Source organism: Pseudomonas sp. R1-18 (assembly GCF_051132095.1).
Classification (GTDB): domain Bacteria; phylum Pseudomonadota; class Gammaproteobacteria; order Pseudomonadales; family Pseudomonadaceae; genus Aquipseudomonas.
Window position 1 is genome coordinate 4,581,026 of record NZ_CP071658.1, and the last position, 19,605, is coordinate 4,600,630.

Annotated in this window: 14 protein-coding genes; 9 read left to right on the forward strand and 5 right to left on the reverse strand. The window is 61.2% G+C overall.

From position 1 onward, the window contains the following. Positions 1 to 75: 75 nt before the first annotated feature. The 4 genes from mdoH to pip all read right to left on the reverse strand — a co-directional run bounded on the left by mdoH (position 76) and on the right by pip (position 6,244). On the reverse strand, positions 76 to 2,658 hold the full coding sequence (mdoH, locus tag J3P77_RS20795; RefSeq protein ID WP_434678449.1) for a glucans biosynthesis glucosyltransferase MdoH: 2,583 nt from the start codon (positions 2,656 to 2,658) through the stop codon (positions 76 to 78). Beyond that, positions 2,651 to 4,570 carry a glucan biosynthesis protein gene (locus tag J3P77_RS20800; RefSeq protein ID WP_434678450.1) on the reverse strand — a complete coding sequence of 640 codons (1,920 nt, stop codon included), beginning with the start codon at positions 4,568 to 4,570 and terminating at the stop codon, positions 2,651 to 2,653. The genes mdoH and J3P77_RS20800 overlap by 8 nt, the downstream gene beginning before the upstream one ends. 263 nt (positions 4,571 to 4,833) lie before the next feature. After that, positions 4,834 to 5,271: a D-aminoacyl-tRNA deacylase gene (gene dtd, locus J3P77_RS20805; protein WP_434678451.1), complete on the reverse strand. Its 438-nt coding sequence runs from the start codon at positions 5,269 to 5,271 to the stop codon at positions 4,834 to 4,836. 1 nt (position 5,272) lies between these two features. Further along, positions 5,273 to 6,244 carry a prolyl aminopeptidase gene (pip, locus tag J3P77_RS20810; protein ID WP_434678452.1) on the reverse strand — a complete coding sequence of 324 codons (972 nt, stop codon included), beginning with the start codon at positions 6,242 to 6,244 and terminating at the stop codon, positions 5,273 to 5,275. A gap of 279 nt (positions 6,245 to 6,523) precedes the next feature. On the opposite strand from pip, the gene J3P77_RS20815 reads away from it, so the two are divergent. The 7 genes from J3P77_RS20815 (at position 6,524) to J3P77_RS20845 (ending at position 16,297) form a co-directional block, all read left to right on the forward strand. Beyond that, positions 6,524 to 8,974: a glycogen/starch/alpha-glucan phosphorylase gene (locus J3P77_RS20815; RefSeq protein ID WP_434678453.1), complete on the forward strand. Its 2,451-nt coding sequence runs from the start codon at positions 6,524 to 6,526 to the stop codon at positions 8,972 to 8,974. A 343-nt stretch (positions 8,975 to 9,317) separates the two neighbouring features. Beyond that, on the forward strand, positions 9,318 to 12,185 hold the full coding sequence (locus J3P77_RS20820; protein WP_434678454.1) for a DUF2339 domain-containing protein: 2,868 nt from the start codon (positions 9,318 to 9,320) through the stop codon (positions 12,183 to 12,185). Positions 12,186 to 12,214: 29 nt separating this feature from the next. Then, positions 12,215 to 13,573: a DUF3999 domain-containing protein gene (locus tag J3P77_RS20825; RefSeq protein ID WP_434682088.1), complete on the forward strand. Its 1,359-nt coding sequence runs from the start codon at positions 12,215 to 12,217 to the stop codon at positions 13,571 to 13,573. 145 nt (positions 13,574 to 13,718) lie between these two features. After that, positions 13,719 to 14,729, forward strand: coding sequence for a class 1 fructose-bisphosphatase (locus tag J3P77_RS20830; protein ID WP_434678455.1), 1,011 nt, complete (start codon positions 13,719 to 13,721; stop codon positions 14,727 to 14,729). Positions 14,730 to 14,732: 3 nt separating this feature from the next. Further along, positions 14,733 to 15,335, forward strand: coding sequence for a DUF924 family protein (locus J3P77_RS20835; RefSeq protein WP_434678456.1), 603 nt, complete (start codon positions 14,733 to 14,735; stop codon positions 15,333 to 15,335). A 132-nt stretch (positions 15,336 to 15,467) separates the two neighbouring features. Beyond that, the gene (gene bamE / locus J3P77_RS20840) at positions 15,468 to 15,725 is read left to right on the forward strand and encodes an outer membrane protein assembly factor BamE domain-containing protein (RefSeq protein ID WP_434678457.1); all 258 of its coding nucleotides are present in this window, start codon (positions 15,468 to 15,470) and stop codon (positions 15,723 to 15,725) included. A gap of 2 nt (positions 15,726 to 15,727) precedes the next feature. Next, on the forward strand, positions 15,728 to 16,297 hold the full coding sequence (locus J3P77_RS20845) for a lipocalin family protein (protein WP_434678458.1): 570 nt from the start codon (positions 15,728 to 15,730) through the stop codon (positions 16,295 to 16,297). A gap of 450 nt (positions 16,298 to 16,747) precedes the next feature. Here the strand turns inward: J3P77_RS20845 and J3P77_RS20850 are convergent, their stop codons facing one another. Then, entirely contained in the window at positions 16,748 to 18,109 is a 1,362-nt protein-coding gene (locus tag J3P77_RS20850; RefSeq protein WP_434678459.1) for a formimidoylglutamate deiminase, read from the reverse strand. Positions 18,110 to 18,296: 187 nt separating this feature from the next. Between J3P77_RS20850 and hutC the strand changes: the two genes are divergently transcribed. Then, the gene (gene hutC / locus J3P77_RS20855; protein WP_434682089.1) at positions 18,297 to 19,007 is read left to right on the forward strand and encodes a histidine utilization repressor; all 711 of its coding nucleotides are present in this window, start codon (positions 18,297 to 18,299) and stop codon (positions 19,005 to 19,007) included. Then, positions 19,004 to 19,600 (forward strand): HutD/Ves family protein, encoded by a 597-nt coding sequence (locus tag J3P77_RS20860; protein ID WP_434678460.1) that lies wholly within the window; start codon positions 19,004 to 19,006, stop codon positions 19,598 to 19,600. Before hutC ends, J3P77_RS20860 begins: the two co-directional genes overlap by 4 nt. The last annotated feature ends 5 nt before the right edge of the window (positions 19,601 to 19,605 follow it).

The following is a 19,605-nucleotide window of genomic DNA, read 5'->3' on the forward strand; positions in this document are numbered from 1 at the left end:
CCGTCGCGGGCAAGCGCGCTCCTACAACGGATGTTCGTTGATACAAAAACGCCCCGCTAGTGCGGGGCGTTTTTGTCAGACCAATGCAGGCTGCTGCGTTTGCGACTGCGGCTGCAGAGGCAACAGCGGCGCATGCGGATCGGCTTCTATCGAAGCTCTCCACGCGGCCAGCCATGGCTCTTGACCTTCACTCCAGACCCGCTCATGCAGGCGGCCCAAGGCAACCGGGTCGCTGAGCAGCATCAGCCGCTCATGGTTGCTGAGCTTGTCCGGGCCAACTGCGATGGCATGGTCAACACGCTCCATGCGCACCACTTCAATCGGCTGAGCCTGACGGTGACGCGAGGTCGCTAATGCACAGGCCAAGGCATTCTGCTGCGGGTCCACAACGGCCCGAATGAAGCCCTGCTTGAGCGCATGCCAGCGGTTTTCGTGGGTGTACTGGTCGGTGGAAACCAGTTCCTGAGGCGGCTCGTATTCTTCAGGAATCAGGAAGAATTTCTCATCGCGTGCCTTCAAGCCCAGATTGGTGCGGCTGGAGATGACCGATACCGGGATCGACAGCATCAACGACACAACGATCGGCGCCAACCACCACAGGAAGCTCGGGTTCAGCCAGGCAACCAGCAAGGCCCAGCAAGCACCCAGCAGCGTCTGCGGACCGTGCCGCTTGACGGCTTCAAGCCATGGCGTCGAGTCGTCGTCACGCTGTGGCGAGTTCCAGGTCGCGGCCCAGCCCAGGAAAGCAGCCAGTACGAAGCGAGTGTGGAACAGCATGCGCACTGGTGCGAGCAGCACCGAGAACAGCATTTCCATCAGCATCGACAGCGTGACCTTGATCCGGCCGCCATAGCCTGTCGCGCCCTTGGCCCAGATCAGAATGATACTGAGCAGCTTGGGCAGGAACAGCAGAACGATGGTGGTGGAGAACAAGGCAACTGCCTTTTCCGGGTGCCACTGCGGCCACAATGGATACAGCTGCCGCGGCTCCAGGAAGTACGTCGGCTCCATCAGCGTGTTCACCGCCAGCAAGGCTGTGGACAACACCAGGAAGAAGAACCACAGCGGCGCCGACAGGTAAGACATCACGCCCGTCAGGAACACCGCACGGTGAACCGGGTGCATGCCCTTGACCAGGAACAGCCTGAAGTTCATCAGGTTGCCGTGGCACCAACGGCGGTCACGCTTGAGTTCGTCCAGCAGGTTCGGCGGCAGCTCTTCGTAACTGCCCGGCAGATCGTAGGCAATCCACACGCCCCATCCGGCACGGCGCATCAACGCGGCTTCAACGAAGTCGTGAGACAGAATCGCACCGGCAAACGCGCCTTTACCGGGCAGCGGCGCCAGGGCGCAGTGCTCGATGAACGGCTTCATGCGGATGATCGCGTTGTGGCCCCAGTAGTGGGACTCGCCCAATTGCCAGAAGTGCAGGCCGGCGGTGAACAGTGGGCCATAGACGCGTGTCGCGAACTGCTGCATGCGCGCATAGAGGGTGTCCATGCCCGAAGCGCGTGGCGCGGTCTGAATGATACCGGCGTCCGGCGTGGCTTCCATCAGGCGCACGAGGCTGGTGAGACACTCACCGCTCATGACGCTGTCGGCGTCGAGTACGACCATGTAGCGATAGTCGCTGCCCCAGCGACGGCAGAAGTCGTCGAGGTTGCCGCTCTTGCGCTTCACGCGGCGGCGGCGGCGGCGATAGAAGATCTTGCCGAAGCCCTTGGTCTCGCGGCAGACATCCAGCCAGGCCTGTTGCTCGGCCACTGCAATATCGGTTTCGTTGGTGTCGCTGAGCACGAAGAAATCGAAGCGATCCAGATCGCCCGTCGCGGCGACGGACTCGAAGGTCGCTCGCAGCCCTGCGAATACACGCGGGACGTCTTCGTTACAGATCGGCATCACCAGCGCGGTGCGCGCGCCGGCTTCGATAGGCTCGTTACCGGCACTGGCACCGGAAATCCGGTATTTGTCACGGCCAGTGAGCAATTCCAGAAAGCCCATCAGTGCTGTCCAGAAACCTGCCGACACCCAGCAGAACAGAATGCCGAACAGCAACAGAATGCTGGTCTGCAATGCATACGGCATGACCTGCAAGGCAGTCTGCACGAAAGTCTGACGCGTGATTTCATCCAGCGATACCAGGGACCAGCCCTGGTACGGCAGGATGCCTTTCATGTACCAGCCGGCGACGATGGTCTGCCCGAGCATGAGGATCAGCAGGATATAGCGACGGATCGAACCCACGGTGCGCCAGCGCGACTTGGGCAAATCCCGCGGCAGATCGCTGTGATCCGGCTTTGGCGGATTGGTCTTGCCGGTCAGGCGACGCCAGCCGCGCACCAGGATATTGGTGCGCCAGGGCTCGGGGACCACCTTGGTCCGGCGAATCGGCGGAGTAGCCTTCAGGCACAACCGACCGTTGGCATCGACGGCGAGCATTTCGGCGTCCTGCAACTCGTCGGCGGTGGACAGCGTCAGGCGACGACCCACCGAAGCCTGAGCGGCCTCGGTGGATGCGCTGCCCGGCTGGGCGGAAAGGCGTTGATGCAGCTCGGCGAACGACTGGCAGCTGGCAAGTTCTGCCCGCTGCGCGTCCGTCATCGGTAGATGTGCCAGGTACTCTTGGAGTGACATTGGCACTGGCAAAGAATTACTCATCGCTCGGCAACTGATAACTCCAGGTCTCGGTCATGACTTGCAGCGTCTTGGCCGGTTCCGGATGGGTGGGTGCTGCCTCGGCTTCGGACGGCTGGATTTCCTTGCCGTCCTTGTCCTTGGCGACTTCTGCCTTGGCTACGTCGGCTTTTGCCGGATCAGCCTTGGCGGTTTCACCTTTGGCGGCGTCAGGCTTGGCGGCATCGGCCTTGGCTACTTCAGGCTTGCCAGCTTCGGGCTTGGCGGCGTCGGCCTTGGCGACTTCAACCTTGTCCGTGGCGGTGTCCTTGGTGGCGGCCGGCTTGGCAGCGTCCTTGGTCACGGGCTTCTTCTCTTCTTTGTCAGCAACCAGCAACGCTGGTTCCTTGCCCGGTTCGGCCGGAATTTCACGCAACAGATAGGCGCGCATTTCGGTCGGACGGTTGTTGTCCTTGACCTTGACGCGCAACGTCAGGCGATAGCCCTTGGTAACCGGGTTGTAGCGCAGATTGTTTTCGACCAGCTCGACGTTGTCGTCAGTAGTGACCTGGCTGCGGATGGTCTTGTCTTCAGGCAGGGCGGCAAGTACCGGACCTACGAAATCGACCAGGAACGCGAGGCTGCCGTCCGGCTGACGTACCAGGTTGGACTGCCTTACATCACCGATGGAGCGCTGCGTCTGCTTGACCCAGCCCAGGTCCGGCGAATGGATCGCGTTTTCCTGCATGGTCCAGTGGATGCGGTAGTTGAATTCCATCGGCTCGCCCGGTGCTGCCAGGGTGTCCGGCTTCCAGAACGCAACGATGTTGTCGTTGGTCTCGTCGGCTGTCGGAATTTCCACCAGATCGACGGTGCCTTTGCCCCAATCACCTTTTGGCTCGATCCAGGCGCTTGGACGCTTGTCGTAGCGGTCGTCGAGGTCTTCATACTGGCTGAAGTCGCGGCCACGTTGCAGCAGACCGAAACCGCGCGGGTTCTCTACCGAGAAGCTGCTGACGGCCAGGTGTTTCGGGTTGTTCAGCGGACGCCATACCCATTCGCCATTGGCGGCCTGGATCGACAGACCGCTGGAGTCGTGCAGCTCGCGGCGGTAGTTCGGTACACGCGAAGGCTGGTTGGCGCCGAACAGGAACATACTGGTCAGCGGCGCAACGCCGAGCTTGGAAACCTTGTCACGCAGGAACATTCGCGATTTGACGTCAACCAGCGTATTGGTGCCGGGACGCAAGGTCAGCTGGTAGGCGCCGGTAGCGCGGGGCGAATCCAGCAGGGCGAAGATCACCAGATGGTTGTCATCGGCACCTGGCTTCTCGATCCAGAACTCTTTGAAGCGCGGGAATTCTTCGCCGGATGGCATGGCGGTGTCGATGGCCATGCCGCGCGCGGACAAGCCATACACCTGACCCTTGCCGATCACGCGGAAGTAGCTCGCGCCCAGCATGGTCATGATTTCGTCCTGCTTGTCATCCTTGTTGATCGGATACAGAACGCGGAATCCCGCATAACCGAGCTTCTCGGTCGCGCGAGGATCGAATTTGACGTCGCCGAAATCGAAACGACCGCTGTCGTACTTGATCTCTTCCACAGTGGTGGAGGTCACTTCGTTAATCTTGACCGGCGTGTCGAAGTGCATGCCCTGGTGATAGAACGACAACTTGAAAGGCGTCTTGTCGGCTGCCCACTCGGCCTTGTCTTCACGGAAGCGGATCTTCTGATAGTCCGCGAACTTCATGTCGCGGAACTCGGCAGGCAGGTTGCTTCGAGGAGCCTCGAACTTCTGCCCGGCCAATTCCTTGGCCTTTACTGCCACATCATCAAGATTGAACGCCCAAAGCTGACCGGAGCCTAACAGGCAGACCAGTGCCGAGCTTGCCAAAAGCGCACTACGCAATCGCTTGACAGGTGTTTTTGGAGCATCACAGGGACTAACAATCACGAGCAACCCTCGCCGAAAAACAGATGAAAAAACCAACGGCCAGCTATCGATGCCGGGTTGGCGAGCAATGTTCCGACTCCGAAAGGGCCTAATGATTCCCCATCCGGTGCCAGAACCGCTTTTGACATAACCCAATGAATCCACCGCCGCCGATCCCTATAGCGCGCGATTATCTAGTAGCGCGCGCCACAACGCATCAGGTGTAACAAGAAAATTTTCTTACGAACGGCGCGACTTTCGAAGTTGATGCTCAACGTGTAGGTTCAGGACTCAAGCAAAAATGTTACCGGGCCATCATTAATCAGATGAACCTGCATGTCCGCGCCGAATTGTCCTGCCGCTACAGTACCGTGAGCCTTGCTCGCCTGGGCAAGCAGGTAATCGAACAATTCAGCGCCGAGCGCAGGCGGCGCCGCTTTTGAAAAGCTGGGCCGCATGCCGCTTTTAGTGTCGGCAGCCAGGGTGAATTGGGAAACCAGCAGCAACCCACCGGCCACGTCCTTCAATGACAGGTTCATTTTGCCGTCGCTATCGCTGAATACCCGGTAATTGAGCAGTTTATGCAACAGCTTGTCGGCGCTGGCCGTGGTGTCCTGGGGTTCAACCCCTACCAGAACCAGAATCCCCTGATCGATCGAACCGACCACCTCGCCCTTTACTTCGACACGAGCGCTGCGCACGCGCTGCAACAGGCCTTTCATATCAAGCCTCTTCAGGCGGCAGATCGAGCAAACGGCGTGCGATCTGCGACGCAGCCCGGATCAGCGCATCGGTAATACCCGGCTCGGCAGCGGAATGGCCCGCGTCACGGATCACCTGCAACTCGCTGTTGGGCCACGCCTGATGCAACTCCCAGGCGTTATCCAGCGGACAGATGACGTCGTAGCGACCATGGACGATAACGCCAGGCAGGTGCGCGATCCTGGGCATGTCGCGAATCAGCTGGTTTTCTTCAAGGAAAGCTTTGTTGGTGAAGTAGTGACACTCGATGCGCGCAATGGACAACGCACGATGAGGTTCGGTAAAGCGGTCGACCACCTGCGGATTGGGTCGCAGGGTCGCGGTCCGGCCTTCCCAGGTCGACCAGGCCTTGGCGGCATGCATTTGCGCGATCTGATCCGGGCCGGTCAGGCGCTTGTGGAAAGCGGCCAGCAGGTCATCGCGTTCATCAGGCGGAATGGGCGCAAGGTAGTCTTGCCAGTAATCGGGAAACAACCGGCTGGCACCGGACTGGTAGAACCATTCGATTTCCTGAGGACGGCACAGGAACACGCCGCGCAGGATCATCGCATGCACGCGCTCCGGGTGCTTCTGCGCATAGGCAAGCGCCAGCGTCGACCCCCACGAGCCTCCGAACAGGACCCATTTCTCGATGCCAAGGTGTTCGCGAATGCGTTCCAGATCCTGAACCAGATGCCAGGTCGTGTTGTTTTCCAGGCTCGCATGAGGCGTGGAGCGACCGCAGCCACGTTGATCAAACGTAATGATGCGATACAGGTTAGGATCGAAGAAACGACGACTGTGCGCATCGCAGCCCGAACCCGGTCCGCCGTGGATGAATACCACCGGCAGCCCTTCCGGCGATCCGCTCTCATCGACATACAGCACATGCGGTTCTTCCACCGCCAGATCATGCCGGGCGTAGGGTTTGATCTGCGGGTACAAAGTCTGCATAGGTGCTCCACGGGTCCGGTTCAGGGGCTTCTATCGTTCTGCCGTTGGCATCATAAACCCGAAACGAGGAAACGGCATGCTGCACATGAATCACGAGGGCCGGAGGTGCCGGACAAGCTTGTTGTCAGCCATCGCACGGGCGAACCAGAGCGGTCAGCCCCGGTCGAAGCGAGAGTCATGTCTTGAGTTATTTTCGATTTTTTTCAGGAAATAACTGACGACACGCCTACAGTCAAAGAATCCGAAATTTCATTCGTCAGACTACTTGAGGTTGTACCGATGTCTCAGGAACCACTCGTTCGTGACGCAGATGTGGCTGAATTCCGCACCGCTGTTCTCGCCAAACTCACTTATGCGGTGGGCAAGGATCCCGATCATGCGTTCGAGCATGACTGGTTCGAAGCCATTGCCCTCGCCGCGCGGGATCACATGGTCGAGCACTGGATGGACCACACCCGGCAGATCTACCGCAAGGTTCAGAAACGCGTGTATTACCTGTCGCTCGAATTCCTCATTGGGCGCCTGCTTTACGACAGCCTGAGCAACCTCGGCCTGCTGGAAATCGCCCGCGAAGCGATGACCGAACTGGGCGTGGACATCGAGCGTATCCGCACGCTGGAACCGGATGCGGCTTTGGGCAACGGCGGCCTCGGTCGTCTGGCGGCGTGCTTCATGGAAAGCATGTCGACGCTGGGTATTGCCGGTCACGGTTACGGCATTCGCTATGAGCACGGGCTGTTTCGCCAGGCGGTGGTAGATGGCTGGCAGCAGGAGCAGACCGAGAACTGGCTGGATTTCGGCAACCCGTGGGAGTTCGAGCGTCCTGAAGTGGTTTATCCGATCGGCTTCAGTGGCAGCGTCGAAACCGTGGTCAACGAAGCGGGCGAAGCCCGTCAGGTCTGGCACCCGGCTGAAACCGTGCGGGCCATTGCCTATGACACTCCGGTCGTCGGCTGGCGTGGCGCAAGCGTCAATACGCTACGCCTGTGGCGTGCCCGAGCGGTCGAAGACCTGCATCTGGAGCGCTTCAACGCCGGCGACCACTTTGGCGCTGTGGCGGAAGTCGTTCGCGCCGAAAGTATCTCGCGCGTTCTCTATCCCAACGATGCCACCGAGGCAGGCCAGGAACTTCGCCTGCGCCAGGAATACTTCTTTGTTTCGGCGTCTCTGCAGGATCTGCTGCGCCGCCACCTGAACATGCACGCGACCCTGACCGACCTGCCGGAACACGCTGCGATCCAGATGAACGACACGCACCCGTCGATCGCTGTGGCCGAGCTGATGCGCCTGCTGATCGACACCCATGAGATCCCTTGGGATACGGCGTGGAAAATCACCGTCAACACGCTGGGCTACACCAACCACACCCTGCTGCCGGAAGCGCTGGAAACCTGGTCTGTGGGTCTGATGGAGCGGATGCTGCCGCGCCATATGCAGATCATTTATCTGATCAACGCTCAACACATCGATACCTTGCGCGCCAAGGGCATCCACGATTTCGACGTGCTGCGTGCCGTGTCGCTGATCGAAGAAGACAACGGACGCCGCGTGCGCATGGGCAACCTCGCTTTCCTCGGATCGCACAGCATCAACGGGGTGTCCGCGCTCCATACTCAGCTGATGCGCAAGACGGTATTCGCCGAGCTGCACAAGCTGTATCCCGAGCGGATCAACAATAAAACCAACGGCATTACCTTCCGCCGCTGGCTGTTCCAGGCCAACCCGCGGCTGACCCAGATGCTCGTCGAGTCGTTAGGCGAGGACGTGCTGGACAATGCCGAGACACGGCTGGTCGAACTGGAGCCTTTCGCCGACAAGAGCTCGTTCCGCAAACAGTTTGCTGACCAGCGCTTGCACAGCAAGCGCGCGCTGGCGGCGATCATTCATGAGCGCCTGGGCATCGTGGTCAACCCGGCGGCCATGTTCGACGTGCAGGTCAAACGCATCCATGAGTACAAGCGTCAGCTGCTGAACCTGTTCCACACCATCGCGCTGTATCAGGCGATCCGTGCCGAGCCGGGTACCGACTGGGTGCCACGGGTGAAGATCTTTGCCGGCAAGGCGGCGGCCAGTTATCACTCGGCCAAGCTGATCATCAAACTGGCGAACGACATCGCCCGCACGGTCAACAATGACCCGACGGTGCGCGGTCTGCTCAAAGTGGTTTTCCTGCCCAACTACAACGTCAGCCTCGCGGAAAGCATCATCCCGGCGGCGGACCTTTCCGAGCAGATTTCGACTGCGGGTCTGGAAGCCTCGGGTACCAGCAACATGAAATTCGGCCTGAACGGCGCGCTCACCATTGGCACACTGGACGGCGCCAACGTGGAGATGAGCGAACAGGTCGGACTGGAGCACATGTTCATCTTCGGCATGACATCGCAGCAAGTCGAAGCGCGCAAACAGGCCGGTGATTTCAGTGCGCTGGCCGACGTTGCGGCTTCGCCACGCCTCAACGATGTGCTGATGGCGATTCGTGGCGGCGTGTTCTCGCCGGATGACCCGAATCGTTATGTCGGGCTGGTCGATCAGTTGATGGCCTACGACCGTTTCCTGGTCTGCGCCGACTTCGATTCGTACTGGGCGGCGCAGGCCAAGGTCGAAGAACGCTGGCACGATTCCAAGGAATGGTGGCGCTCGGCGGTCCTCAACACCGCCCGCATGGGCTGGTTCTCGTCCGACCGCACGATTCGCGAATACGCCGGGGAAATCTGGAAGGCGCTGGACTGAGGGCTTTTTGACCAAGGCTAGCGTCCAAGGGACTTGGGGGACCTTGGTCGCGAAGAGACCGGCCTTGGCGTCAGATATCTCGCGTTGTTGCCGCCGCCTTCGCCAGCAAGCTGGCTCCCACATGTTCTGGGTACAACTTGAATCTGTGGGAGCCAGCTTGCTGGCGAAGAGGCCTGAACAGTCACAGCCTATGTGACGGCGGGCTGCTGTCGCGGGCAAGCGCGCTCCTACGGCAAAAACACCGCAGCAAAATGACCTGCCCGGCACCCATCTGTTTCCCGTTTCAACACCCCTATATACTGCGCACCGATAAACCTTCACACATCGAAAAGGATGTCGTCGCGTGCTATGGATTTGTCTGGTGGTGGGCGGAGCTGTGCTGGGTTACTCGTTCAGCTACGACGAGTGGGAAGGCACGCTCGTTGGCGCCGCCTTCGGTTGGGCGATGTGCACCGGCATCCGTCTTTACACCCTGCGCAAGCGCTCGCTTGAACAGGCACAAGAGCTGGAAGCGACCCGCAAAACCGTGGAATCGCTGCAACAGCGCCTGACGCTTCTTGAATACCCACCTGTCTCGAATATCCAGCCGACAACGCCTGCGCAGGACGCAGCGCCGCTGCCGGCAGATCCTGTCGTGGTGACGGCGCAGACCGACGGCCCCGAGCTGATCTGGGATTTGCCGGACGAGGAGCCAGCAGCCACCTCGACCACAGAACCTGCCTGGCCTTCGAGCAATGCTTCCGGCCAGCCTCGGCCCACGCCCGAAGCCGCCGCTCCCAATCTGGTCGACAGGGCGATAACGGGTGCCAGAAACTGGCTGCTCGGCGGCAATACGGTCTTGCGAGTCGGCGTGGTCCTGCTGTTTCTCGGCCTGGCCTTCCTGCTGCGTTACGCCACAGAGGGCATGGTCGTGCCGCTTGAAGCCCGCTATGCGGCAGTCGCGGCCTGCGCGCTGGGCTTGCTCGGGGCTGGCTGGTGGCTGCGGCACCGCAACGGCCAATACGCGCTGATGATCCAGGGCGCTGGAGTCGGCGTGCTGTACCTGACGGTGTTCGCGGCGATGAAGCTGCATCCGCTGCTCGATCCGTCCATGGGTTTCGCCCTGCTGGTGGCCGTCACTGCATTTTCCGCGATTCTGGCCGTAACCCAGAACTCTCTGGCCCTCGCGTGTGCGGGCGCGCTCGGCGGTTTTGCGGCGCCGTTGCTGGCGTCGACCGGTGAAGGCAGCCATGTTGCGCTGTTCAGTTATTTTGCCCTGCTCAATGCTGGTATTTTTGCCATCGCCTGGTTCAAGGCGTGGCGCGTGCTGAACCTGATCGGTTTCTTCGGCACCTTCGGCATCGGCTTCGCGTGGGGGCTCAACAGCTACACACCCGCCATGTTCTGGAGCACCGAGCCTTTCCTGATTCTGTTTCTCCTGATGTACCTGGCCATCGGCCTACTGTTCGCGCGGCGCAAGTTGCTGGAGCCAGACACCGCTGCCGCTGACGATAACGACGAAACGCTGTTACGCCGCGCGGCGCGCCAAGGAGATTACGTCGACGGCACGTTGCTGTTCGGCACGCCCATTGTCGGTTTCGGCCTGCAATACGCAGTGGTGGAACACCTTGAGTTCGGCGCGGCATTCAGTGCGCTGGGGCTGGGCCTGATTTACATGGCCGTGGCACGCTGGCTGGCGGCACGAGCGCCCGGACGCGCTTCGCTGCTGATGGAAGCCTGTCTGGCATTGGGCGTTGTATTCGCCACGCTGGCGATTCCGCTGGGCCTGGGCTCGCAATGGACGACTTGCGCCTGGGCTGTCGAAGGCGCGGCCGTGTTCTGGCTGGGCATCCGCCAGCAGCGCGTGCTGGCGCGAGGTTTCGGCCTGTTGCTGCAACTGGGAGCCGGCGTGACGCTGCTCGGCGAACTGGACCTGTCCTACAGCTCGCTGTGGGCAAACGGCGATTACTGGACGCCGATGATCATGGCAATCGCCGCGCTGACCAGCGCGTGGTGTATTCATCGATTCAAGGGGCTGACGCTCGTCGACGCGGGTCTGGCGACAGCGCTGCTGCTGGTCTGGGGCGCGGCGTGGTGGGCGTTTTCCCTGGTCTGCAGCGTGCTGCTGTTCGTGCCGGACCCGATTCAACCAACGCTGCTGCTGATCGCCGCCGCAGCCAGTGCCGCGCTTTGGGCTGCCATCTCGCTTCGCCTGCGCTGGTCTGACCTGGCAGTGCTTTGCACCGCTCTGACGCCTGTTGCGGGAATGTTGCTGATCGGTTCGCTGCGTATCGATTACCACCCCGCCGAACATTGGGGCTGGCTGGGCTGGATCGCCGTAATCGCCGTGCATCTGCTGACGTTGCGCAAGCTGGCGGCGCTGCTGCCGACGATTGCCAACAGTCTGGCCCATGTCCTGGGCTGCTGGTTGATCATTGCCGTGCTGGCGCTGGAGTTGCGCTTCGGTCTGATGGAGCTGTCCGAACATCACAACGCCTGGCGCTGGCTGGGCTGGGCCTTGCTGCCAAGCCTTTACCTGGTGGCGATGACCAACCCGCGCAACTGGCCGTGGCCGATCTCGGCCCAGCCGCGAGAATACCGCGTATGGGCCGCTGCACCGTTGGCGGCGCTGATGCTGGCGTGGTTCTGGCTGGCGAACTTTTTCAGTGACGGCGCGGCTGCTCCGCTGCCTTACATCCCTCTGTTCAACCCGCTGGAGATCGGCCTGCTCTTCGCCCTGGCCGGAATCAGCCTGTGGATGCATCGCTATCTGTCGCAGGCAGGCATTTCGCAAATCACTGCGCGACGCAATGCCTTGCTGGTCAGCGGCGCTTCATTGTTCGCACTGGTCACCGCGACAGTGATGCGCACTGCCCACCACTGGAGCGACGTTCCCTGGCAGCTCGACGACCTGCTGGCTTCGATGCGGGTTCAGGCCAGTCTGTCGATCGTATGGACCCTCATGGCCTTGGCGCTGATGATCGGTGGCCATCTGCGGATGCGACGTGAGGTGTGGATCGCCGGAGCGGCGCTGATCGGCGTGGTGGTTGCCAAGCTGTTTTTCGTGGAGCTGAGCGATCGTGGCTCCATGGCGCGCATCGTCTCGTTTATAGGTGTTGGCATCCTGCTACTAGTGGTGGGATATTTCGCACCACTACCACCGAAACATTCTGACAAAATAGCTGACGAAGAACCCGGCCTGCCTTCAGATGCAGAGCTACGTCAGCCATGAGGAACCTGCTCTTGAGTCGTCCGTTCATGTTGAGGATCGCGGTGCTGGGCGCCGCCTTGTGCACGGCGATGATCGCGCATGCCCAGGGCAAGCCTGCGGACTTTGCCAGCCAGACCCCTCTGTCCGTAGCCGGTCAGGGCCCCTGGTACCGCATCGAGCTGCCACTGGCGGTGCAACTCCATGCCCGCGATCCTGGCCTGGGCGACCTGCGTGTGTTCAACCGCGAGGGTCAGCCCCAGGCCTATGCCCTGGTGCAGCAGGCACCCGCTCAAGAGCGGACGTCGACGCCGGTGAAATGGTTTCCGCTATACAGCACCGCCGAAGCAGGCGACACGGTGCCGGTCATCCGCATCGAGCGCTCGGCCAGCGGCAGCGTGCTCGAAGTCCAGCCGCAGAGTGACATCGAAGCCGGTGAAGAGATTTTGCGCGGCTGGCTGCTGGATACCAGCGCCATCGACGCTCCCCTGGAACAGCTGGTGATCGACTGGAACACCGAACGTGAAGGCTTCCAGCATTTCAGCATCGAGGCCAGCGACGACATGCAGCATTGGCGCTCGTGGGGCGAAGGACAGGTTGCGCGGCTGTCATTCTCGGACGAGGTGGTCGAGCAGCGGGAAGTCGGCTTGCCGGGGCATCGCGCTCGCTACCTGCGCCTCCTGTGGCGCTCGCCGTCGAATGCGCCGACGCTGACTTCCGCGCATCTGCTCAGCGCGTCTTCCGACAGTCCGCCGTTGCCTTTGACCTGGTCGCCCGCGGTGGCCGGCAAGTCCGACAAGCCCAACGAATACCAATGGCAACTCCCGGTCGGTCTGCCGCCGGTCGAGCGCGTGAAAATAGCCATCGCGCAACCCAACAGTCTGGCCCCCGGCACGCTGTATGGACGTTTCGACGATCAGCAGCCGTGGCAGGTCGTCAGCAGTGGTTTGCTGTATCGCCTGACGCAAGGCAGCGGCGATGCGGTTCAGGACCAATTGCAGCTTTCCGGCCAGGTTGTCCGGCAGCTGAAACTTGAGGTCGACGACCGTGGCGGCGGTCTGGGCGCGCAGGCACCGGAGCTCAGCGTCGCGGTGCAGGCCACGCAGGTTGTGTTTCTCGCGAGGGGCGAGGGCCCTTTCACGCTCGCTGTGGGCAATGCCGAGGCGAAGGCGGCGAACCTGCCACTGAATACGCTGATCCCGGACTTCGTGCCGCAACGGCTGGCGACTCTTGGCACCGCGCAACCTACCACCGCGCCGGTCGCGGACATGGCGGCAGCGGCGGTAATGGTTGCACCCGCCAAAGGCGTCGATTTGAAACGTCTGGGTCTGTGGGCAGTGCTGGTTTCAGGCGTACTGCTGCTGGGCTGGATGGCCTTCAGCACCTGGCGCGCCTCGACCGCCAGACACTGACTCCGGCAGTTGTCGGCAGGACTTTTGCAGCTACGCTGTGGCAGGGCGTGAACTCAATCGGCCCGGCGCCAGTCTCATAGCAGCATTACATCGCCACTCGCGTTAAACTGCGCGGGTTTATCCTCCCCCATTTTCGGAGCACTCCATGTCCCGCGTTACACTAAGTCGCTATTTGATTGAGCAGACCCGCAGCAACAATACCCCTGCCGATCTGCGCTTCCTGATCGAAGTGGTGGCGCGAGCGTGCAAGGAAATCAGCCATGCGGTCTCCAAGGGCGCACTGGGCGGCGTACTCGGCAGCATGGGCACCGAGAACGTGCAGGGCGAAGTGCAGAAGAAGCTCGACGTTTTGTCCAACGAAATCCTGCTCGAAGCCAACGAATGGGGCGGCCACCTGGCTGGCATGGCGTCTGAAGAAATGGACAACGCCTACCAGATCCCCGGCAAATATCCGAAAGGCGCGTACCTGCTGGTCTTCGACCCACTGGACGGTTCTTCGAACATCGACATCAACGCGCCGGTCGGCACCATTTTCTCGGTGCTGCGTTGCCCGAACGAATACCTGAGCCAGAACGAAGCGCTGAACGAAAAAGCCTTCCTGCAGCCGGGCACCGAGCAGGTTGCCGCCGGTTACGCGATCTATGGTCCGCAGACCATGCTGGTCCTGACCCTGGGCCATGGCGTGAAGGGTTTCACCCTGGACCGTGAAATGGGCAGCTTCGTACTGACCCACGAAGACATCACCATTCCTGAAACCACTCAGGAATTCGCCATCAACATGTCCAACCAGCGCCACTGGGAAGCTCCGGTACAGCGCTACGTCGACGAGCTGTTGGCTGGTGAAGAAGGCCCGTTGAAAAAGAACTACAACATGCGCTGGGTTGCCGCGATGGTTGCCGACGTGCACCGCATCCTGACCCGTGGCGGCCTGTTCATGTACCCGCGCGACAGCCGCGAGCCTTCCAAGCCGGGCAAGCTGCGCCTGATGTATGAAGCCAACCCGATGTCGTTCCTGGTCGAGCAGGCAGGCGGTGCTTCCACCGACGGCCGCCAGCGCATCCTCGACATCCAGCCTGAAGGCCTGCACCAGCGCGTAGCGGTGTTCCTGGGCTCCAAGCAGGAAGTCGAGCGCGCCACGGCGTACCACAAGGAATAAACCATGTCCGCTCCGTGGCTTGCGCTGCTCGAATGGTGGTTTGGCTCAGGCCAATCTCCTGCCGAAGTGGTGAAAGCCAGGGAGAAGCTGTGGTTCGGCAAGCGCAAGGCCAACGACGCCGAGGCGCGCGAGCGCTTCGGTAATCTGGTCGAACAGGCCCTCGCCGGGAAACTGCGTGAGTGGACCGAGCAGCCACAAGGCTGGCTGGCCGTCGTGCTGTTACTCGATCAACTCCCGCGCATGATCTACCGCAATACGCCCAAGGCGTTCGCCGGTGATCAGCGCGCGCAGGCGCTGGTTCAACATGGATTGAAGCTGGAGCGTGACCGGCACCTCGATCCGTTGCAGCGAACTTTCATCTATCTGGTGCTTGAGCACAGCGAAGATCTCGCCGTGCAGGATCAGGCGATTGCCTGTTTCACTCGCCTGCTTGCGCTCATGCCACCCACCGATCGCGACTATTTGAACCAGAGCCTCGACTACGCACGGCGTCATCAGAAAGTCATCGCCCGCTTCGGGCGCTTCCCCCATCGCAACGCCATTCTTGGCCGCGCTTCAACCGACGAAGAAATCGAATTTCTGAAGAAACCGGGCTCAAGCTTCTGACGGGCTTGAGAATTGCCGGCCGCCTTCGGGAACCAGAACCCCTTTTTCTCTTCTAAGCTTGCGGTATCGCGCCAGCGTCGGCCCGGTGGCGGTCGTTGCGACGCAGCCCCCTTCCGTTCAGGAGCTTCATCCATGTCGTCGTTGCGCTCTCTTGCGTTACTGTCTTTTTGCGTACTGCTCGCCGCCTGCAGCAACGTCAATCAGGAAAACTACTCGAAGCTGTCGGCCGGCATGCCCAAGGCTCAGGTCGAAGACCTGCTCGGCAGCCCGACCGAATGTTCCGGTGCCCTGGGAATGTCCAGCTGCACATGGGGCGACCAGAAATCCTTTATCAGCGTGCAGTATGCCGGTGACAAGGTGCTGATGTTCTCGGGTCAAGGTCTGAAATAACTATGATCAAGTTACTGCTGCGATTCGGAATCTTCGTCATGGCCGGCTTCCTGGCTATCGGCTTCGCCCATTCCGCTGACAATCTCGAACCCCGTACCGCCGACAACGTAGACCTCAAGCAGTACCAGGGCACCTGGTACGAGCTGGCGCGTCTGCCGATGTTCTTTCAACGCAACTGCGCGCAGTCCGAAGCCCGTTACCAGCTCAAAGACGACGGCAATGTAGCCGTGACCAACCGCTGCCGCACTGCCGAAGGCGAATGGAAAGAGGCCACCGGCACCGCCTCCCCGCAAGTGCCCGGCAAGACTGACAAACTATGGGTGGTCTTCGATAACTGGTTCTCGCGTCTGCTGCCGAGTGTTGCAAAAGGTGATTACTGGATTCTGAACGTCAGCGAAGGCTACAAGACAGCAGTGGTCGGCAATCCGGACCGCAAATACCTGTGGCTGCTGTCGCGCACACCGACAGTCAGCGAGTCGGTCAAACAGGAAATGCTCAGCAAGGCCCGCCAGCAAGGCTACGACACCAGCCGCCTGATCTGGCGCGAGGATGATTCGAAGATCGGGAAATAGCTGCCTTTAGCGCCAGCATCCCGCCCTCGCCAGCAAGCTGGCTCCCACACGATCGTGCCAGGCATGTCCGTACCTGTGGGAGATTTTATGTTTGGGGGGTAGCCCTAAACCGCCCTTGGGCAGAAACTCCTGGTGCCGCGAATCCGCTTTTGATCCTGCCCGCAGGGCGTGGGAGTGACCGGGCGGCGATCCGCTTGCTCTGGGCGGCAATTCGACGATCTGGCGCGTAGCGGCAGTAATCCTGGCGACCCTGTTTATACCGCATGAACCATCTTGCTGCCGGTTCCCGGCAGATCGCAGGCAAGCCAGCTCCTACAGTTCGTGCAGCGCTGCGGTTCTTGTGCCAGCTTGCTGGTGAGGAGTATCTGAAGCGACGTGGATGCGTCGTTTGTACCGGCTACTTCGTGGACAAGCGGAGCGCCGCCCGACGGTTCGCCGCCCGGTCAGCTCCTACAGAAGATCGCGTAATACCTGAGCGAAAGCCTGGTTGCTTTGCTCTTCTTCAGCATGGCGGCCATCGCGCACGGTCCAGCGTCCATTCACCATCACGTCGCGAATCTGCCGGTCGGCGCCCGCGAACAGCCAGCGGTTGAGAATGCCATCGCCGCTGGCAGTCGCGATGTACGGGTCGGTGCCATCAAGCACCAGCCAGTCGGCCCGCTGACCAACCGCCAACTTGCCGACCGGTTGACCCAGCGCCTGGGCGCCACCGGCCAATGCGGCGTCGAAAAGAGTCCGTCCGACCATAGGCTGGTCGCGGCGATACAGACGATTGCGACGCTGATCGCGCAGGCGCTGACCATATTCCAGCCAGCGCAGCTCTTCCACCACGCTCAACGAAACGTGGCTGTCTGAACCAATTCCCCAACGTCCGTTCTGGGCCATGTAATCCACCGCCGGGAAAATCCCGTCACCCAGATTCGCCTCGGTGGTCAGGCACAAACCGGCAACCGCGCCACTCTGCGCCATCAGCTGCACTTCATCCGCTTCGGCGTGGGTCGCGTGTACCAGGCACCAGCGCTCGTCCACGGGCACATTTTCATACAGCCACTGCAACGGGCGTCGGCCGCTCCACGCCAGGCAGTCCTCGACTTCCTTCTGCTGCTCGGCGATGTGGATATGGATCGGGCAAGCTGAATCGCCAGCAGCCAGCACTTCATCGATCTGCTGCTGCGTAACCGCGCGTAACGAGTGAAAACACAGCCCGAGCCGCTGCGCCGGTTGCGACGCAAGCGCGGGCCGCAGGCGGTTTTGCAGGTCCAGATAACTGTCGGTGCTGTGGATAAATCGTCGTTGCCCGTCACTGGGCGACTGGCCGCCGAAACCAGAGTGGCTGTAGAGCACCGGCAATAAGGTAAGGCCGATACCTGCCGAGCGGGCGGCCTCGCTGATCTGCAAGGCCAGTTCAGCAGGGTCGGTGTATGGCCGGCCCGCCGGATCGTGATGGACATAATGGAACTCGGCGACCGACGTGTAGCCGCCCTTCATCATTTCGATATACAGCTGTCGTGCGATGACACCCAATTGCTGTGGGCTGATCTGCCCGACCAGACGATACATGAGGTCGCGCCAGGTCCAGAAACTGTCGTTCGGATTACCCGCGACTTCCGCCAGCCCGGCCATCGCGCGCTGAAATGCGTGGGAATGCAGGTTCGGCATGCCCGGAAGCAACGGACCGGCTACGACTTCAGCGCCCTGGCGGTCGGAATCGGCCTCGACACGAGTCAGACACCCCTGCGAGTCGACTTCCAGACGCACGTTGCTGGCCCAGCCGTCAGGAAGCAACGCACGCTCGGCAAAGAAGGCTGACATTGACTTCGCACCTCATCACTGTAATTTGTATATACATATACAGACGATCAACCGCCTGGTAAACCACCGGTAAGCTTGCCGCCAGACGACTGAATGGTTAGCTTGAGCGCCTCTGCGCCGCGAATCTCCTAGAACGAAGGACTTATCAGTGCCCACGCCGCCCGCCTCCTCGCCTTTGGCAGCCCAGATGGGCGAAAGTCCTGCACCGCTTTATGCCCGCGTAAAGCAGATGATTGCTCAGCAGATTCAGACCGGCACCTGGCCGCCGCACCATCGAGTGCCGTCGGAAAGCGAACTGGTGACCGAGCTGGGCTTCAGCCGCATGACCATCAACCGTGCGCTGCGTGAACTGACCGCGGAGGGCCTGCTGGTGCGCATGCAGGGCGTCGGCACTTTCGTCGCGGAGCCCAAGACACAGTCGGCGCTGTTTGAAGTCCACAACATCGCCGATGAAATCGAGGCGCGCGGGCATCGCCATCGCTGCAAGGTGATCATTCTTCAGGAAGAATCCGCAGGCTCCGAGCGCGCTCTGGCGCTGGACATGCGCGAAGGGCAGAAAGTGTTCCATTCGCTGATCGTGCATTTCGAGAACGACGTGCCCGTGCAGATCGAGGACCGCTTCGTCAACGCTCAGGTCGCGCCTGACTACCTCAAGCAGGATTTCACCCGGCAAACGCCTTACGCCTACCTGTCGCAGGTCGCTCCGCTGACCGAGGGCGAGCACGTGGTCGAGGCTATTCTGGCCGATCCCGAGGAGTGCCGGTTGTTGCAGATCGATGCCGGTGAGCCGTGCCTGCTGATCCGCCGCCGTACCTGGTCGGGTCGCCAGCCGGTGACCGCGGCGCGCCTCATCCATCCCGGTTCGCGTCATCGTCTGGAAGGGCGATTCAGCAAATGACCCACACCCGGATTCTCCGCGCCGCCGATTACCCGCGCATGCCATGGAAAAACGGCGGCGGTAGCACTGAAGAAATCACCCGCGATGCGGGTGACAATCTGGATGGCTTCGGCTGGCGGCTATCGATTGCCGATATCCAGAGCTCCGGCGAGTTCTCGGTGTTTGCCGGCTACCAGCGGATCATCACGGTTCTGCAAGGCGCCGGCATGATCCTCGATGTGGACGGCGCGGCCAGCCCGCCGCTGCTGCCGTCCGACCCGTTTGCGTTCAGCGGTGACAGCAAGGTCAACTGCACGTTGCTGGACGGCCCGATACGCGACTTCAATCTGATCTATGCTCCGCAACGCTATGCCGCTCGCTTGCAGTGGCTGGACGTGCGTCAGGCGCAACGGTTTTTCAGCTCGGCCACTACGCTCGTGCTGTTCAGCGCGGCGGAGCAACTGGCGGTCAGCATCAATACCAGTCTGTGGGACATCCTCGGCAAGCACGACTGCGCTTGCGTCGATAACCCGGGCGGTCTGATGGAGATCGAGCTGCTTTCACCCGGCGCCAGCCGTTGCTGCCTGATTGAGCTGACCCCGACCGCCGGTTAAAGGTA

What these genes read in the sequence shown, in the direction of transcription:
- J3P77_RS20850 (WP_434678459.1), bottom strand. Translation starts at nt 18,109, where the DNA reads ATGTCAGCCTTCTTTGCCGAGCGTGCGTTGCTTCCTGACGGCTGGGCC.
- mdoH (WP_434678449.1), bottom strand. Translation starts at nt 2,658, where the DNA reads ATGAGTAATTCTTTGCCAGTGCCAATGTCACTCCAAGAGTACCTGGCA.
- dtd (WP_434678451.1), bottom strand. Translation starts at nt 5,271, where the DNA reads ATGAAAGGCCTGTTGCAGCGCGTGCGCAGCGCTCGTGTCGAAGTAAAG.
- pip (WP_434678452.1), bottom strand. Translation starts at nt 6,244, where the DNA reads ATGCAGACTTTGTACCCGCAGATCAAACCCTACGCCCGGCATGATCTG.
- J3P77_RS20860 (WP_434678460.1), top strand. Translation starts at nt 19,004, where the DNA reads ATGACCCACACCCGGATTCTCCGCGCCGCCGATTACCCGCGCATGCCA.
- bamE (WP_434678457.1), top strand. Translation starts at nt 15,468, where the DNA reads ATGTCGTCGTTGCGCTCTCTTGCGTTACTGTCTTTTTGCGTACTGCTC.
- J3P77_RS20835 (WP_434678456.1), top strand. Translation starts at nt 14,733, where the DNA reads ATGTCCGCTCCGTGGCTTGCGCTGCTCGAATGGTGGTTTGGCTCAGGC.
- J3P77_RS20830 (WP_434678455.1), top strand. Translation starts at nt 13,719, where the DNA reads ATGTCCCGCGTTACACTAAGTCGCTATTTGATTGAGCAGACCCGCAGC.
- J3P77_RS20815 (WP_434678453.1), top strand. Translation starts at nt 6,524, where the DNA reads ATGTCTCAGGAACCACTCGTTCGTGACGCAGATGTGGCTGAATTCCGC.
- J3P77_RS20845 (WP_434678458.1), top strand. Translation starts at nt 15,728, where the DNA reads ATGATCAAGTTACTGCTGCGATTCGGAATCTTCGTCATGGCCGGCTTC.
- hutC (WP_434682089.1), top strand. Translation starts at nt 18,297, where the DNA reads ATGGGCGAAAGTCCTGCACCGCTTTATGCCCGCGTAAAGCAGATGATT.